The sequence below is a fragment of the Nocardioides humilatus genome, assembly GCF_008373755.1.
In the GTDB taxonomy this organism is placed as follows: domain Bacteria; phylum Actinomycetota; class Actinomycetes; order Propionibacteriales; family Nocardioidaceae; genus Nocardioides; species Nocardioides humilatus.
The window spans coordinates 64233-79948 of the sequence record NZ_VUJV01000002.1 but is presented as its reverse complement, the minus strand read 5'-3'; the positions used below and the strand labels follow the sequence as shown (position 1 = coordinate 79948).

The following is a 15716-nucleotide window of genomic DNA, read 5'->3' as shown; positions in this document are numbered from 1 at the left end:
CAGTCAAGCCTGACTGTTAGTTGTCTTGCCTAGCAGTCTGCTGCCCGCGGTAGCCGCTCCCCGGCGAAGCGGGCAGCCAGGAAGCGCATCGCCGCGGGTGAGATCAAGGCTCCTCCGCTCAGGTGCTCGGTCAGCGGCACCGCGCGGAAGTGCGCGTTGACTCCCAGCCTGCAGTAGTCGCGGTAGAGCTTCTTCACGACAGCGTGCGGGATCACCTCGTCGTTGGTCCCCCCTCCCACCAGCACGGCCGTCTGCGGCGCGGTGTGGCCGAGCGAGTTCTGCGCCAACCTGCGACGGATCGAGGGGATGCTGAACGGGTCGGCCGTGAAGTAAGCATCGAGATCGTGCGGTTGCGTCGGCCCGAGCGCGATGGCGTCGACGATGCAGGTGTCGCGGACCTTGTCGAGCATGCGGCGGCCCAGCGGCGTCAGGTAGCGGTCGAACCCGATCCCGGGATAGGCCTGCTCGAAGCCGACCGCTGCATAGCCGGCGAGGAAGACCAGCGGGGTGCCGTCGACGTGGTCGAGCACGGCGCGGAAGTCGGACGGCGCGGCCCCGACGAACGCTCCCTTCAGCGGGATGTCCGGCGCATAGGTCGGCTGCAGCTCGATGGCTCCACCTGCCGCGCCACCGCCCTCCGAGAACCCGTAGATCGCGGCGGGTCCATGCGCCGCGATGTCCGCCGCAGGCAGCCGACGCGCGGCGCGCATCGAGTCGAGGACCGCGCGGCCGTTGGCCTGGTGGACGACGTAGGTGTGGTCGCCCGGCGTGCCGAGACCCGGGTAGTCGGTCACCGCGACCGCCCAGCCGCGCTGGATCGCCTGGGCGATGACCGGTGCCTCGTACTCCGTGCCCAACCTGAGCTGACGCGACGCCGCGCACCGGTCGGCGAGCCCCTGGGTGCCGACGGCGAAGCCGAGCAGCGGGCGCGCGCCCTCCCCGTTCCACGGCTCGTCGGGCACGATGACCGAGCCGGTGACGCGGGTGGGATCGCCCGTCGCCGTACGGGACACGTAGGTGATCCGCCACGCCCGCGCCGACATCGGGACGCCCGCGACCAGCCGCGGTGTGTACGCCGTCGCGCTGATCACGTCGCCGGGCCGCTCCGTCGCGCGGCGAGCCACGGTAGCGCCGGAGTTCGGCGCACTCAGGGTGGCGCCGACGGCCACCATCGCGACGCCAACGGCGGTCAGTCGCCGGATCATCCTGCCTCCTCGCCGACCTCGCGCGCGGCGAGCTGCTTGGTCAGCACCTTGCCGGTCGCGTTGCGCGGCAGCTCGTCGATCACGACCAGGTCGCGCGGCTGCTCGTAGCGGGTCAGGTGCGTGCGGAGGTGCTCACGGACGTCGTCCTCGTCGAAGCCGTCCCCGGCGAGCACGATGAAGGCCCTCAGCCGCTGGCCGAACGTCTCGTCGGGCACGCCGACGACGGCCGCGTCGGCGATCGCCGGGTGGGCGAGCAGGACGTCCTCGACCGGCTGCGGGAAGACGTTCTCTCCCCCGGACACGATCATGTCGTCGGCCCGGCCGTCGATGAAGAGTCGGCCCTGGGCATCGAGGTGGCCGAGGTCGCCGCTGGAGACGTGGCCGTGACGCATGTCCTTGGTGCCGCCACCGGTGTAGCCGTCGAAGGTCATCGCGCTGTCGATGAAGATCTCGCCCACCTTCCCGACGGGGAGGGGCTGACCCGTCTCGTCCAGGATCAGGATCCGGGTGCCCATCGTGGGGCGACCCAGGGTGCCCGGCGCGCTGCGCAGGTCGGCCGGTGTCGCCAGGGTGACGATGCCGATCTCGGAGGACCCGTAGCCGTCGAAGAGCACGTCGCCCACGACGTCCATGAAGTCGTTTGCGATGACCGGGCTGAGCTTGGCGCCGCCGGACAGGACGCCGCGGAGGCTGCCGGTGTGGCGAGCGAGGTCGGGGAGGTCGAGCAGCCGCTGGAGCATCGTCGGCACCACGACGAGGCCGTCGACCCGGTGCTCCTCGATCGCCACCGCGACCCGAGCGGCGTCGAAGCGCCGGTGCAGCACGAGCGTGTTGCCGGCGCCGAGCCCGAGCATCAGCGTCAGCAGCCCCAGCCCGTGGAAGGCCGGCGGGCACACCATCATCGTGTCGCCGGCTCGGATCCCGAGCCGGTGCATCGCGCTGGCGGTCAGGCCGAGCATGGCCGTCGGGTGTGGCTGGCGCGGCACCCCCTTCGGTGCACCCGTCGTTCCGGACGTCAGCAGGATCAGGCTGCCGGCCTTGCCGACCCGCCCCAGCCTGACGTCGGCGTCGGGGACGTCGGTCGGATCGTCGCCTGCCCACACCTGCACGGTCGGGACCACCGGCGCCGCTTCTGCGAGCCGCGAGGCGAACTCCTCGTCGTGCACCACGACCGCAGGCCGGTGCCGCTCGAGCGTGGGCGTGAGCTGCTGGACGGGGAGCTCGGTGTTGACGAAGAGGACGTCGGCGCCCAACCGTCCGGCCGCCATGATGCCCTCGACCAGACCCCGGTGGTTGCGGCACATGAGTGCGACGCCGTCACCCGGCTTGATGCCGTGGTGGGCAGCGAGGTGCCGGGCCAGGACGTCGGCCCGTTGCTCCAGCTCGGCGTAGGTGATCGATCCCGCGTCGTCGACCACCGCGACCCGGTCGGGCCAGCGGACGGCCGAGAGACCGACCATCGTGGCGGGCGATGCTCCCCACCTCACGGCGCGCGACGCCGCGCGCGCAGCCTTCGCGGGCGACAGGGGTCGTAGCATCCCGTTGCGCGCGAGCACCGCCCCGGCAGCGACTCCGGTCCACGCGTCGTTGAGCAGCCTCACCGGACCGCCTCGCCGCGAGCGCTGGCCGTGTCGCTCGAGTTGCGGTGCAAGATGCCCATCCCCCACGTGACAGCACCTCGCGCAACCGCGTCGGTCGCCTGGGCCGGGGTGACCCACCACGGCGTGATCTCGCGCTCGCGGCCGATGATCGCGCGGGTCACGAGGCCGGATGCCTCCTTCGCTGACATCCCGGGCAGCTTGCGCATGCTCGGTGTCGGGGCGCTCATCCGCGTGTAGATCAGGGTCATGTAGATCGTCGAGACGTCGATCCCGTCGACCTTGATCTCGGGCGCGATGGAGCGCAGCCAGATGTCGAATGCGCCCTTGGTGGACTGGTAGACGCCCCACCGCGGGCCCGGCGGGATCCGCACGCCGATGGTCGACACGTTGACGATCTGCCCGCTCCCCCGCTCCCGCATGTGCGGGAGTACGGCGAGCAGCAGGCGCACCGGCCCGAGGTAGTTGACGTTGACCATGCGGGTGAAGTCGTGGAAGCGGTCGTACTGCAGGTCGAGCGAGCGCCGCATCGACTTGCCGGCGTTGTTGATGACGATGTCGATGCCGCCGTGCTCGGCGATCATCTTGTCCGCCAGCGGGCCGATGGAGTCGAAGTCGCTGAGGTCGGCGGGATAGGCGTAGGCCTTTCCTCCCTCGGCCTCGATCGCGGCGACCAGCTCGTCGAGACGCTCGGCCGTGCGGGCAACGGCCAGCACGATCGCGCCGTGGCGCGCGAGGGTCCGCGCAGTCGCCTCACCGAGACCGAACGAGGCACCGGTCACGAGCACGGTCTTGCCGGCGACCGCACGGCGCAGGGCTCGCTCGTCGGTGTCGCGCGGGGCGTTGACCATCCGGTCGACGACCCGGTTGCGGGCCTGGGTGAGGCGCGAGGCCATGACAGCTCCTTGGGAAGGGGGCGATGCGACTTCAGATAATCACGTTATCTGGATGACGTCAATAGGTAGACTGCCCGCATGGCGCGCCTCACCCGCACGGAGAGTCAGACCCGCAACCGCGATCAGGTCATGGCAGCGGCCCGTCGGCTGTTCCTGCGCGACGGCTACCAGGCGACGTCGCTGGCCGCGATCGCCGAGGAAGCGGGCTTCTCCACCGGCGTCGTCTACTCCAACTTCGCGGGCAAGTCCGAGCTCGCGGTGCAGGTGCTCCGGGCGATCCAGGCCGAGCAGGCCGCGGTGCTCGCGACCGCGATGACGGGCGAGGATCCCTTGGGCGCCAAGATCGACGCCATCGAGGCCTGGGCCGAGTCGGCCTTCGACTCAGGGTGGGCGCGCCTCGAGCTCGAGTTCGCCCTCGACGCCCGTACGGACCCCGACTTGGTCGCCCAGGAGGCGCAGCGCCACGACGCCGCCATCGACCAGTTCGCGACGACGCTCGCCCAGCTCGTGCCGCCGGCGTTCGCCGCGTTCGTGCCGGCCCGAGCCGTCGCCGGGGCTCTGCTCAACGTGGCCTACGGCGTCGCCGTACGACGGACCATCGACCCGTCGGTGACAGCCGAACGCGAGCTCAAGCCGCTGCGCGACGTGCTGCGGTCACTGGGCCTGCTGGCCTCCTGAGACCTCCAGGGAATTTGACTCGCAATTAGTCCATTGGGAGGTACCGGAGACGGTCGCGAGCCGCCAACCTGAGTGGTGAGCGCCGCCTGCTCCCGGCGGCGCGCGTCCTCATGGGGTGAGTGCCATGTTCGTTCGTCGCATCAACAGGTTCGCCGCACTCGTGGTGGCGACCGTCGTCTGCTCGGTAGCTACCGTCACGGCCAGCATCGCGCCCGCCCATGCCGCGGCGAGCGGAGTCGTTCTCATGAAGGGATCCGGCTCGGCCTACACCGACAACAACGGCGTCAACATGGGGGTGATCCCGGGCAAGGCCAGCAAGCCCTGGTCCTTCAAGATCGTCAACACCGGCTTGGTGAGCCAGCAGTTCGAGGTCACCGTCGCGACGTTCGGCTCAGGCTTCACCGCGACCCTCTTCAACCGCAACAAGCCCGTGTCGACCCCGTTCACCACCCCCCCGGTCGAGGCGGGCGCGAGCATCGTGCTCACCCTCAAGATCACCATCGACGCCGAGGAGCCGCAGGACGAGTACATCGCCAAGTTCGAGCTCAGGGACCCCGCGACGCACGACCTGCTCGACAGTGCCTTCGCCGATGCCAATGCCACTTACCAGACCGGCACGACGCAGCACGACCTCTTCCTCAAGACCGGATCGCAGCCTTACGTCGGCGGCTCGGCCGCCCAGTTCGAGACCGCGGCGGCCATCAGGGAGGGCCAGACCGCGAAGTTCACGATCCGGCTCCAGAACAACGGCATCACCCCCGCGACGCTCACACTCCAGGGCTTTCCGGGCTTCCTGTGCGAGGAGAACTTCGTCGTCACCGTGAAGCAGGGCGCCAAGGACTTCTCGGCTGCGGTCGCGGCCGGTGTCTACTCCACCGGTGCCCTCGACCCGGGCGAGAAGAAGCAGCTCAAGGTCAGCATCAAGCTGGTCACTGACGACGACCCCGGCTGCACGTCGGACTACTTCTTCTTCGAAGCATTCGGTCCCGACGGCAACATCGGCTCGGCCGCCCACGTCGTCATCGCCGCGTAAGGAAAGAGATCACTATGCGCACCACACTCATCCGCCGCTCGATCATCGGTTCGACCATCGCGGCGCTCGCCGCGATCGGCACCCTCGTCGCCGCAGCCCCGGCGCAGGCCGCACCGTCCGCGATCCTCCTGGGCAACATCTCGGGCTCGACCTACACCGGCAACTACTACCTCAACCAGGGCGTCGTCCCTGGACCTTCCACCGGAAGGACTTTCGGGATAAAGGTGGTCAACAACGGCTCAGAGGCCGAGCAATACAAGATCGTCGTCGCGGCCCAAGACCCTCTCACGACAACGGCGACCCTCCTGCAGGGGTCGAGGGTGCTGCGCAACACCTACTACACGCCCCCGATCGATGCCGGCGACTCGGCGGTCTTCAAGGTCAAGATCACCCTCGCCAACGCCCTCCCCCAGGGGACGCACATCACCGAGGTGTCGGTCCGCAATCCCGAGACCAACGCGGTCCTCGCCGCCAACGAGCTCTGGTCCTACGCGACCTACCAGGCCGGCAACACCAGCAAGGACATCTTCCTCAAGACCGGCACCCAGCCCTACGTCGGCGGTTCCTACAACGGCTACCAGTACGAGACGGCAAATCCCCTGAAGGTCGGGAGCACGGCCAAGTTCTCCCTGCGACTGAAGAACAACGGGACGATGCCCGCGTCGATCGGATTGTTCGGTACGGACTTCGGCTCCTGCACCGCCTACTCCTTCGTGGTCAAGGACGGCTCGACGGACATCACCGCGCTGGTGTTCGCCGGGACCTACACCACGGCGGTCCTCGCGCCCGGCGCGAAGAAGGACCTCAAGTTCACCGTGAAGCGGACCACGACAGGCGCCTGCGCCCAGTACTGGAGCTTCGAGGACAGCGGCTTCACGACCGGGCCGGTGGTAGCCCACGTCGTCGCCGCCGCGGCGTGATCTCCAGATCCATCCCGGCGAGGAGGTGACTGAGGCCTCGGTGCTCCGTGGTGAGCGCCGCGGCCGCGACGGTCACCACGGCATAGCCCACGAACGCCCACGTGCTCCATGACGGCGTGAGCGCGCCCAGCCCGAGGAGCGGTCCGACGCCGACGACCAGCTTGAGCAACCGCGAGATGGGAGCGAGCGACCTTCGACGCGCCACCGCCCGCACGTCGACGACCAGCTCGCCCACCGTCCGGCCGGCCAGGAGGACCATCGCGGCCTCGACCACTGCGGGCACACCCCACTGGAGCCACGTGCGGAGGTCGGGTCCGATGTCGGCGTACGACGACGCCAAGCCGTAATGGAAGGCCCCCTTGTAGGCCACCACCACAGCGGCGCCGAGCAGCACCACGAAGAGGACGTCACAGACCATGCCGACCAGTCGGCGCCCGTAGCTGATCGAGGTCGGGAGCACGATCTCCCCGCGGCGGCGCCGTACGACCAGGGCTGCGAGGAGCGAGCCGACGGTGGCGCCCGTCGTGTTGATGATCAGGTCGTCGACGTCGAACCTACGGTAGGCACAGTCGAAGAGGTGCCACACACCGGTCGTCTGGGTGGTCTCGATCAGCAGGGAGAAACCGAGTCCCAGCACGGTCGCGACCACCACGCCCCGCCCGAGGATCTTGCGGACGTAGAAGCCGAGCGGCACGAACAGCAGCACGTTGAGGGCGACCTGCAAGAACGCCGGGTCCCGCACCAGCCCGACCAGACCGTCGCTGTCGCGGAAGCCGATCGCCCGGATCGTCGCCAGTGGCTCGGTCTGCCGCCCGACACACTGGTAGCTGTCGCCGGCCGGCATCGGCAGCAGGGTGTAGGTCCACAGCGCGAGGCCGTAGACCGCACCCGACAGCAGGATCGCGAGGTCACCGGGGCCGAGCTTTCCGTCACGCCGGTATTCGTAGGCCGCGACCGGGATGAGCAGCACCACCGCGACGACGGTCCCGAGACCGGTCGCGATCAGTGCGTTCGTCGCCTGGTCCGACATGGGCCCAGGCTAGGGGCGCTACTTCACGTAGGTCGCGCGCAGCGTGTAGAAGCCGATCGTCGTCTTGGTGTGGCCGACGTTGACGTCGCCCTCGCTGGCGGCGACGAGGAAGATGCTCGTCAACGTGTAGCGACCGGGGGGCACCTTGACGAGGTAGGAGCCCTCGGCGCGCGTCGGGTTCTTGCTGAGGAGCGTGCCGGACGGACCGGTGACGCTGACCACCGCGAGATCACCCGTGTTGCTCGCCCAGGCGATCTTGATCTTGCCGCCGCGGCTGCGGACCTTGAGCTCCACCTCGGTCTCGGACCGGGTGTCCATCTCGAGGGCGCAGCCGACGTCGGACCCGTTGGTCATGCTGATCACAGCCGTCGACTCCACGTCGACACGCTTGAACGCACGGTCCTTCACCGACCCCGACGCCGTCGTCTCGACGTCGCTGTGGCCGGACGCGGCGGCGTTGTCGCCGTTGAAGGCGTGGTAGTCGCTGTCGACCTGCGCGGTGCGCGGGCCGGTCTTGTTGGTGAACACCACGGACTGCGCGTTGGGACCGGTCTCGACGTCACAGCCGCCGGACACCGACGCGGACGTGCTCGCGGCGACGTTGCCCTCGACGGGCACCGCGGACGCGGGAGCAGCCGTCGCGACGACGAGCGCCGTGGCGGCCAGGGCAGAGCCGGCGCGCAGGGCCGACGTACGACGGAAGCGGAGGGGGGTCACGAGTGGCAAGGTACTGCGACCCCCGCCCCACTTTCCGAGACTTGCCGGAGGTGGCGAGTCAAGAGTTCTGCGGGAACCCCAGGTTGATGCCTCCGTGCGACGGGTCGAGCCAGCGGCTGGTGATCGCCTTCTCCCGGGTGAAGAACTCGACGCCCTGGGGGCCGTAGGCCTTCGCGTCGCCGAAGATCGACGCCTTGTAGCCGCCGAAGGAGTGGTAGGCCACCGGCACCGGGATCGGCACGTTGATGCCGACCATCCCGACCTCGACCTCGCGCTGGAAGCGGCGGGCAGCGCCCCCGTCGTTGGTGAAGATCGCGGTCCCGTTGCCGTAGGGACCGGAGTTGATCAGCTCGACGCCTTCGGCATAGGTAGCGACACGCACCACCGACAGCACCGGCCCGAAGATCTCGTCGTTGTAGACGGCCGAGGTCGTGGGCACCCGGTCGATCAGGGTGGGCCCGAGCCAGAAGCCGTTGGCCGCACCGTCGAACTCGCCGTCGCGACCGTCGACCACCACGGTCGCACCGTCGGTGGCAGCGACGTCGAGGTAGCCGGCGACCTTGTCGCGGTGCTCGCGGGTGATCAGCGGCCCCATGTCGCAGGATCCCCGGCCGTCCCCGGTGACGAGCTTGCCCATCCGATCGCGGATCTTCTCGATCAGCTCGTCGGCCACGGGCTCGACGGCGAGCAGCACCGAGATCGCCATGCAGCGCTCGCCGGCGGAGCCGAAGCCGGCGTTGACCGCCGAGTCCGCGACCAGGTCGAGGTCGGCGTCGGGCAGCACCAGCATGTGGTTCTTCGCTCCGCCGAGGGCCTGCACGCGCTTGCCGTGCGCGGTGCCGGTCTCGTAGACGTACTTGGCGATCGGAGTCGACCCGACGAAGGAGATCGAGGCGACGTCGGGGTGGGTCAGGAGGGCGTCGACCGCCTCCTTGTCGCCGTGCACGACGTTGAAGACACCGTCAGGGAGGCCAGCCTCCTTGAGGAGGGCGGCCATCCAGTTGGCGACGCTCGGATCCTTCTCGCTCGGCTTGAGCACGACCGTGTTGCCCATCGCGATCGCGATCGGGAAGAACCACATCGGCACCATCGCCGGGAAGTTGAACGGGCTGATGATCCCGACGACCCCGATCGGCTCCTTGACGGAGTAGACGTCGACATCGGTCGAGACGTTCTGGGAGAACGCGCCCTTCGACAGGTGCGGCATGCCGCACGCGAACTCCACGACCTCGAGGCCGCGAGCCACCTCACCGGCGGCGTCGCTGAGCACCTTGCCGTGCTCGGAGGTGAGGATCGCCGCCAGCTCGTCCTTGCGCTGGTTGAGCAGCTCACGGAACCCGAAGAGCACCTGCGACCGCTTCGCGATCGAGGCCCCGCCCCAGCTGTCGAAGGCGGCCTTGGCCACGCCGACGGCACGGTCGACGTCGGCCGCAGAGCCGTAGCGGACGTGCTTGGAGACCTCGCCGAGCGCGGGGTCGTAGACCGGACCGGTGCGATCGGAGGTGCCCGGGTCGGCCGTGCCGGCGATCCAGTGGTCGAGGACGGGGAGAGTGGACATCAGGAGACTTCCTTGTCGAGCAGGGTGAGGACTTCGTCGTAGGCCGTGAGCGCGGTCGCCACCTCGTCGGCGGTGACCACGCAGGGCGGCACGACATGGATGCGGTTGTCGGCGATGAAGGGCAGCAGGCCGCGCGCGACCAGCTCGGCCTTCGCCTTGCCCATCAGGGCCGCCGGCAGCGGCTCGCGGGTCGCCCGATCGGCGACCAGCTCGAGCGCCCAGAAGACTCCGGTGCCGCGGACCTCGCCGATGACGGGGTGGTCGGCCTCGAGAGCACGGAGACCCGGCTCGATGACGTCGGTGCCGATCTTCTTCGCGTGGGCGATGATGCCCTCGCTCTCCATCGCGTCGATGGACGCCACGATGGACGCTGCGGCGAGAGGGTGCCCGCTGTAGGTCAACCCACCGGGGAAGACCCGGTCGTCGAAGGTGCGGGCGATCTCGTCGCTGATGACGACGCCACCGACCGGCACGTAGCCGGAGTTGACGCCCTTGGCGAAGGTGATCAGGTCTGGTTTCACGTCGAACGCGTCGAACGCGAACCACTCCCCGGTGCGCCCGAAGCCGGCCATCACCTCGTCGAGGATCAGCACGACGCCGTACTGGTCGGCGATCTCGCGCACCCCCGACAGGTAGCCGGGCGGCGGGACCATGATCCCCGCGGTGCCCGGGATCGTCTCGAGCAGGATCGCCGCGACCGACTCGGGGCCTTCGGCCTGGATCACCCGGCGCAAGTGGTGCAGCGCGCGCTCGCACTCCTCCTCCGGCGTGGTCGCCCAGAACTCCGAGCGGTAGAGGTAGGGGCCGAAGATGTGGACGTGACCGCGGGAGTACTCGTTGGGCACCCGCCGCCAGTCACCGGTCGCCACGATCGCGCCACCGGTGTTGCCGTGATAGCTGCGATAGGTCGACACGACCTTGTCGCGTCCGGTGTGGAGCCGAGCCATCCGGATCGCGTTCTCGTTGGCGTCGGCGCCACCGTTGGTGAAGAACACCTTGTTGAAGCCGCCGGGCGCCCGGGCCGCGATCCGCTGCGCCGCCTCGGCCCGGGTGAGGTTGCCGGTCGCCGGTCCGATCGTGGCGAGGACGGCGGCCTGCTCCCGGATCCCCGCGATGACGGCAGGGTGCTGGTGGCCGATGTTGACGTTGACCAGCTGGCTGGAGAAGTCGAGGTACGTCCGCCCGCTGTGGTCCCACACGGTGCAGCCCTGGCCACCCGCGATCGGCAACAAGGAGAGCGCCCCTTGTGCCGACCACGAGTGGAACACGTGGGCCCGATCGAGCTCGCTGGTGCGAGCGTCGAGGTCGTCCATCACTACTTGCCACCCTCCTCGAGCGTGACCTCGATCGGCTGGTAGTCCGCACCGAGGGTGTCGACGCCCTCGTCCTCGAGCTCCGCGAGCGCCTGCTCGACGTATTCGTTGGTGAAGGCCGACTCCGGCGGCGCCTCGGTGATGATCGTCGCGCCGGTCTCGTTCTTGGTGTTGAGCGCGATGTCGACCGTCTGGTCCCACGCGGCCTGGTCGATAATGCCCACGCCGTTGGTCGAGGGCCAGATGAGCTTGTTGATCTCGTTGGTCATCCACAGCTGGTGGCTCTGGCCGAGCTCGGACCCCGAGGCCGCCACGATCTCGGCCGCGTCCTCCGGGTTGTCGCGGACGAACGCCCAGCCCTTGATCGACGCCTTGATGAACGCCACGGTCTGCGCCTCGTAGTCGGGGTCGGACAGCTTGTCGGTCGTGGCCCAGATGGCGTCCTGCAGCATCGCGGTGCCGACGTCGTTCCAGTTGATGACGTTGAGGTCGTCGGGCGTGTAGAGCTCACCGGTGTCGGGGTTGACCGACTCCAGGACCTGGGCGTACTCGTTGTAGGTCATCGCCTGCGCGGCGTCGATGTCGCCGGCGAGGAAGGCGTTCATGTCGAACGCCTGCTGGACCAGGTTGATGTCCTCGAGCTGTACGCCGGCCGACTGCATGCCGGCGAAGAGCTCCCACTCGTTGCCGAAGCCCCAGCTGCCCACGTTGGCGCCCTTGAGGTCGGCGGGCGCACCGATGTCCTTGCCCTTGAAGGAGATCTGCGTCGTCGCACTGCGCTCGAAGATCTGCGCGACGTCGGTGATGCCGGCGCCCTGCTCGATCGAGCCGAGCACCTTCGGCACCCAGGAGATCGCGTAGTCGACGTCACCGGAGGCGAGCACGTCCTGCGGGACGATGTCGACGCCGCCCTCGACGATCTTCACGTCGAGACCCTCGTCGACGTAGTAACACTGCGCGACCCCGGCGTAGTAGCCGGCGAACTGCGCCTGGGAGACCCACTGCAGCTGGAGCTTGACCTCCTTGAGGTCGCCCGCGTCGCGCGCCTCCTCGGTGCGGGTCGCGCAGTCCTCGCTCGTCTTGACGTCGACCTCGGACTTCGACCCGCCGCCGTCGTCGTCGGAGCATCCGGTCGCGACGACGGCGAGGACCGCCGCGACCGCGCCCAGCTTGGTGCCCAGCTTCAGTGTCATGCTCATGTGCTTCTCCTTCTCAGGGGGCTGGTTGGTGGCGCGAGAACCAGAGCTCGGCCAGGAGGGTGACGACGTAGAACAACAGTCCGAGACCGATCGCGCCGGTCACGTAGGCCCAGGCGAGCGGGTAGTTGCTGCTCGCCGCGGACGAGGTGATCGACTTGCCGAGGCCGCCGATCGGTCCGCCGAAGTATTCGGCGATGAGGGCCGCGATCACCGCGAGCGACGAGGCGATGCGCAGCCCCGTGAAGACGTACGGCGTCGCGGTCGGCAGCGTGACCGCCCGGATCCGCTGCAGCGGGCTCGCGGCGTAGGCGGTCATCAGGTCGCGGTGGACCGCGCGCACCTGGCGGATCCCCCGCAGGGTGTTGAGGTAGACGGGGATCGCCACGGAGATGCCCGCGACGATGATGCGGCCGCTGTTCACCGCCGCACCGAACATCGAGTAGAGGACGGGCGCGAGCGCCACGATCGGGATGACCGCCAGCGCAGCCACCACCGGCGCCGCCATCTGGTCGACGAACCGGAAGGTGCCGGCCACAGCCGCACCGACCACGCCCAGCAGCGCGCCTCCGAGCATGCCCCACAGCGCGTTGCCGCCCGTGACTCGCGCACCCGACACGATGCTCTCGCGGTTGGCGGTGACCTGGTCCCAGATCGCGCTCGGCGCCGGGAGGATGAACGGCTTGATGTCGGCCTGGTCGACGAACGTCTCCCAGGCCACCACGACGATCACGCCCAGCAGCACGGGTGCCAGCACGGTGCTCCACCGGACCTCCGCGATCGGGAGCCGGGGTCGGCCACCACGCGGTGCGACGGGATCGATCGTGACCATCTACTTCTCCAGCCCGTCGGCGGCGACGGTCGCGACCGGCGCACCGTGGAGGAGGCCACGCACCTCGGCGACCGCGCGGAAGAAGCCTTCCTCGTCGCGGGCCCGCTCCGTGCGGTCGTGCGCGCCGGCCAGTCCGTCAGCCCGCACGTCGACGACACCGGTGATCCGGCCAGGGCGCGGTGACATCACGACCACACGGTCGGAGAGGAACACCGCCTCGGGGATCGAGTGCGTCACGAACAGGACCGCGGCACCGGTCTCGGCGCAGATCCGCACGAGCTCGTTCTGCATCCGCTCGCGGGTGATCTCGTCGAGTGCGCCGAACGGCTCGTCCATCAGCAGCAGACGCGGGCTCTCGGCCAGCGCGCGCGCGATCGCCACCCGCTGCTGCATGCCACCGGACAGCTGGTCGGGATGGTTCTTGGCGAAGTCGGAGAGACCGACCAGGTCGAGCAGCTCGGCGACCCGGGCCTTGCGCTGGGCCGAGGCGACCCCGTGCAGCTTGAGCGGCAGCTCGACGTTGCCCGCGACCGTGCGCCACGGCAGCAGGCCCGCCTGCTGGAAGGCGATGCCGTAGTCCTGGTCGAGCCGCGCCCGACGGGCGGGCTTGCCGAAGATCTCCAACGTCCCAGCGGTCGCGGTGTCGAGGTCGGCGACGAGCCGCAGCAGGGTGCTCTTGCCACAACCGCTCGGCCCGATGAGAGAGACGAACTCACCCGCGCCGACGACGAGGTCCACGTCCTCGAGGGCGATCACCTGCTTGCGGCCCTTGCCGAAGACGCGCCGGACACCGGCGACGGCGATCGCGTGCTGACTGGCGTGCTGGTTCATCGCGAGACCCCCGTCAGTCGGAAGGGACGCAGCGCCAGCCCGAGGAGGCCGACGGCGCCGGCGGCGACCAGGCCGATCCCGATCGCGCCGAAGATGGGCGCCCAGGGCTTGGCCGGGTCACCAGACGCAGCGACCGCGTAGTCGATGACCATCCGGCCCAGCCCGCCCTTCAGGCCGATCGACACCTCGGCGACGACCGCCCCGATGACGGCGCTGGCGGCGGCCAGACGCAGCGCCGGCAGCAGGTAGGGCACCGACGACGGCAGCCGCAGGGTGACCAGGGTGCGCCACCAGCCGATGCCGTAGGCGCGCATCAGCTCCAGGTGAGTCTTGTCCGGCGACTTCAGGCCGCGCAGGGCTCCGACCGCGACCGGGAAGAAGGCCAGGTAGGCGGCGATCACGGCGACGGAGTCCTCGCTGCTCCACACGTGGCCGCCGATCTGCAGCTCCGAACCCCATCGGCGCACCAGCGGCGCGATCGCGATGAGCGGCACGGTCTGGCTCAGGATCACCCACGGCAGCAGTGCCGACTCGACGATCCGGAAGCCGCTCATCGCCAACGCGAGGAGGAGCCCGATGACCACGCCGATCACCCAGCCGCGCGCGGCCAGACCGAGGGAGAACATGCTCGCGTCCCACACGGCCCGGACCGCGTCGGGCGCATCAGGCAGCGCCGAGACCGGCTCGCCCAGGCGCTGCAGCATGTCCCACGAGTGCGGCATCGCCCGCTCGGTGGTGCGCGGCAGCACCCGGGTGTCGCCGACGAGCACCCCCTCGGCCGGCCCGAACGCCTTGTAGAGGTCCCAGGTCACGACCACCGTGGCCACCCCGAGGAGGCCCAGGATGGCGGCCTGGAACCGGTCCCAGATCTGCGCCAAGGTGCTAGGCCTTCGCGGTCACGTGGTCGCGGAGGCGGGGCATGATCGACTCGCCGTAGACCCGCATCGTCTCCTCCTTGTTGTCGTGCTGGAGGTAGATGCAGAACTGGTCGACGCCGATCGCCTTCAGCTCCTCGAGCTTGGCGACGTGCTGCTCGGGGGTGCCGAGGATGCAGAACCGGTCGACGATCTCGTCGGGGACGAAGTCGACGTGGTCGTTGTCGGCCTTGCCGTGGGTGTTGTAGTCGTAGCCGGTGCGGCCCTTGATGTAGTCGACGAGGACCTTCGGGAAGTCAGCACCCTCGCCGTACTTCGCGACGATGTCGGCGATGTGGTTGCCGACCATGCCGCCGAACCACCGGGTTTGCGACCGCATGTGGTCGATCTGGTCCTCCGACCCGACGTAGGCCGGCGCCGCCACGCAGAACGTCAGCGCGTCCGGGTCGCGCCCGGCCTTCTCGGCCGCGTCGCGCACCTGGGCGATCATCCACTTCGCGACGTCGACGTCGGCGAGCTGCAGGATGAAGCCGTCGCCGGCCTCGCCCGCGGTCTTCAGCGCGAGCGGCCCATAAGCCGCGATCCACACCTCGAGCGCCGAGGTCCGCGCCCAGGGGAACCGGATCGTCGAGCCCATGTGCTCCACCGCACGACAGTTGCCGAGCTCGCGGATCACGTGGGTGGCGTCACGGACCTCCTGGAGGGTGCTCGGCTTGCCGTTGAGCGTCCGCACGGCCGAGTCACCACGGCCGATCCCGACGACGGTGCGGTTGCCGTACATCTCGTTGAGGGTCGCGAAGACCGACGCTGTCACCGTCCAGTCGCGCGTCGCCGGGTTGGTCACCATCGGCCCCACGATGATCCGCCGCGTCTCCGCAAGGATCTGGCTGTAGATGACGTAGGGCTCCTGCCACAGCAGGTGGGAGTCGAAGGTCCACACGTAGTCGAACCCGTGCTCCTCGGCCTCCTTGGCCAGCGCCACCGTCCGCCACGCGGGCGGGTTGGTCTGCAGCACTACTCCGAAGTCCATCTGG

15 protein-coding genes are annotated in these 15716 nt (G+C 69.4%); 3 read left to right on the top strand and 12 right to left on the bottom strand.

Going from position 1 to position 15716, the window contains the following annotated elements; all coding sequences use genetic code 11:
- Positions 1-29 precede the first annotated feature (29 nt).
- Genes F0U44_RS07330 through F0U44_RS07320 form a run of 3 tightly spaced genes read right to left on the bottom strand, consistent with a single transcriptional unit; the run spans position 30 to position 3699 of the window.
- Positions 30-1205: a lipase family protein gene (locus tag F0U44_RS07330; protein WP_223163609.1), complete on the bottom strand. Its 1176-nt coding sequence runs from the start codon at positions 1203-1205 to the stop codon at positions 30-32.
- Positions 1202-2806, bottom strand: a complete 1605-nt coding sequence (locus tag F0U44_RS07325) for an AMP-binding protein (RefSeq protein WP_246160354.1) — start codon at positions 2804-2806, stop codon at positions 1202-1204. The genes F0U44_RS07330 and F0U44_RS07325 overlap by 4 nt, the downstream gene beginning before the upstream one ends.
- Positions 2803-3699 carry an SDR family NAD(P)-dependent oxidoreductase gene (locus tag F0U44_RS07320; protein ID WP_149727651.1) on the bottom strand — a complete coding sequence of 299 codons (897 nt, stop codon included), beginning with the start codon at positions 3697-3699 and terminating at the stop codon, positions 2803-2805. Before F0U44_RS07320 ends, F0U44_RS07325 begins: the two co-directional genes overlap by 4 nt.
- A gap of 78 nt (positions 3700-3777) precedes the next feature.
- Here F0U44_RS07320 and F0U44_RS07315 point away from each other — a divergent pair, with 78 nt between their 5' ends.
- The 3 genes from F0U44_RS07315 to F0U44_RS07305 all read left to right on the top strand — a co-directional run bounded on the left by F0U44_RS07315 (position 3778) and on the right by F0U44_RS07305 (position 6330).
- Complete coding sequence (locus F0U44_RS07315) at positions 3778-4377, top strand: TetR/AcrR family transcriptional regulator (RefSeq protein WP_149727650.1); 600 nt, start codon at positions 3778-3780, stop codon at positions 4375-4377.
- A 124-nt stretch (positions 4378-4501) separates the two neighbouring features.
- The gene (locus tag F0U44_RS07310; protein ID WP_149727649.1) at positions 4502-5410 is read left to right on the top strand and encodes a hypothetical protein; all 909 of its coding nucleotides are present in this window, start codon (positions 4502-4504) and stop codon (positions 5408-5410) included.
- A 14-nt stretch (positions 5411-5424) separates the two neighbouring features.
- Entirely contained in the window at positions 5425-6330 is a 906-nt protein-coding gene (locus tag F0U44_RS07305) for a hypothetical protein (RefSeq protein ID WP_149727648.1), read from the top strand.
- On the opposite strand, the gene F0U44_RS07300 is transcribed toward F0U44_RS07305, so the two are convergent.
- From F0U44_RS07300 to F0U44_RS07260, 9 genes are read right to left on the bottom strand one after another with little or no spacing between them, the layout of a single operon-like run.
- Positions 6284-7360 carry a VanZ family protein gene (locus F0U44_RS07300; RefSeq protein ID WP_149727647.1) on the bottom strand — a complete coding sequence of 359 codons (1077 nt, stop codon included), beginning with the start codon at positions 7358-7360 and terminating at the stop codon, positions 6284-6286. The two genes, F0U44_RS07305 and F0U44_RS07300, sit on opposite strands and share 47 nt — an antisense overlap.
- A gap of 18 nt (positions 7361-7378) precedes the next feature.
- Positions 7379-8077, bottom strand: coding sequence for a hypothetical protein (locus F0U44_RS07295; protein WP_149727646.1), 699 nt, complete (start codon positions 8075-8077; stop codon positions 7379-7381).
- A gap of 58 nt (positions 8078-8135) precedes the next feature.
- Positions 8136-9635, bottom strand: coding sequence for a CoA-acylating methylmalonate-semialdehyde dehydrogenase (locus F0U44_RS07290; RefSeq protein ID WP_188113376.1), 1500 nt, complete (start codon positions 9633-9635; stop codon positions 8136-8138).
- Entirely contained in the window at positions 9635-10948 is a 1314-nt protein-coding gene (locus tag F0U44_RS07285) for an aspartate aminotransferase family protein (protein ID WP_149727645.1), read from the bottom strand. The genes F0U44_RS07290 and F0U44_RS07285 overlap by 1 nt, the downstream gene beginning before the upstream one ends.
- Positions 10949-10950: 2 nt before the next feature.
- Positions 10951-12147 (bottom strand): ABC transporter substrate-binding protein, encoded by a 1197-nt coding sequence (locus F0U44_RS07280; protein ID WP_149727644.1) that lies wholly within the window; start codon positions 12145-12147, stop codon positions 10951-10953.
- Positions 12148-12160: 13 nt separating this feature from the next.
- Positions 12161-12976, bottom strand: a complete 816-nt coding sequence (locus tag F0U44_RS07275) for an ABC transporter permease (RefSeq protein ID WP_149727643.1) — start codon at positions 12974-12976, stop codon at positions 12161-12163.
- A complete protein-coding gene (locus F0U44_RS07270) occupies positions 12977-13807 on the bottom strand; it encodes an ABC transporter ATP-binding protein (RefSeq protein WP_149727642.1) in 831 nt (276 codons plus the stop codon).
- Positions 13804-14685, bottom strand: a complete 882-nt coding sequence (locus F0U44_RS07265) for an ABC transporter permease (protein WP_149727641.1) — start codon at positions 14683-14685, stop codon at positions 13804-13806. Before F0U44_RS07265 ends, F0U44_RS07270 begins: the two co-directional genes overlap by 4 nt.
- 4 nt (positions 14686-14689) lie before the next feature.
- Complete coding sequence (locus F0U44_RS07260; protein ID WP_149727640.1) at positions 14690-15712, bottom strand: TIGR03842 family LLM class F420-dependent oxidoreductase; 1023 nt, start codon at positions 15710-15712, stop codon at positions 14690-14692.
- Positions 15713-15716: the final 4 nt, after the last annotated feature.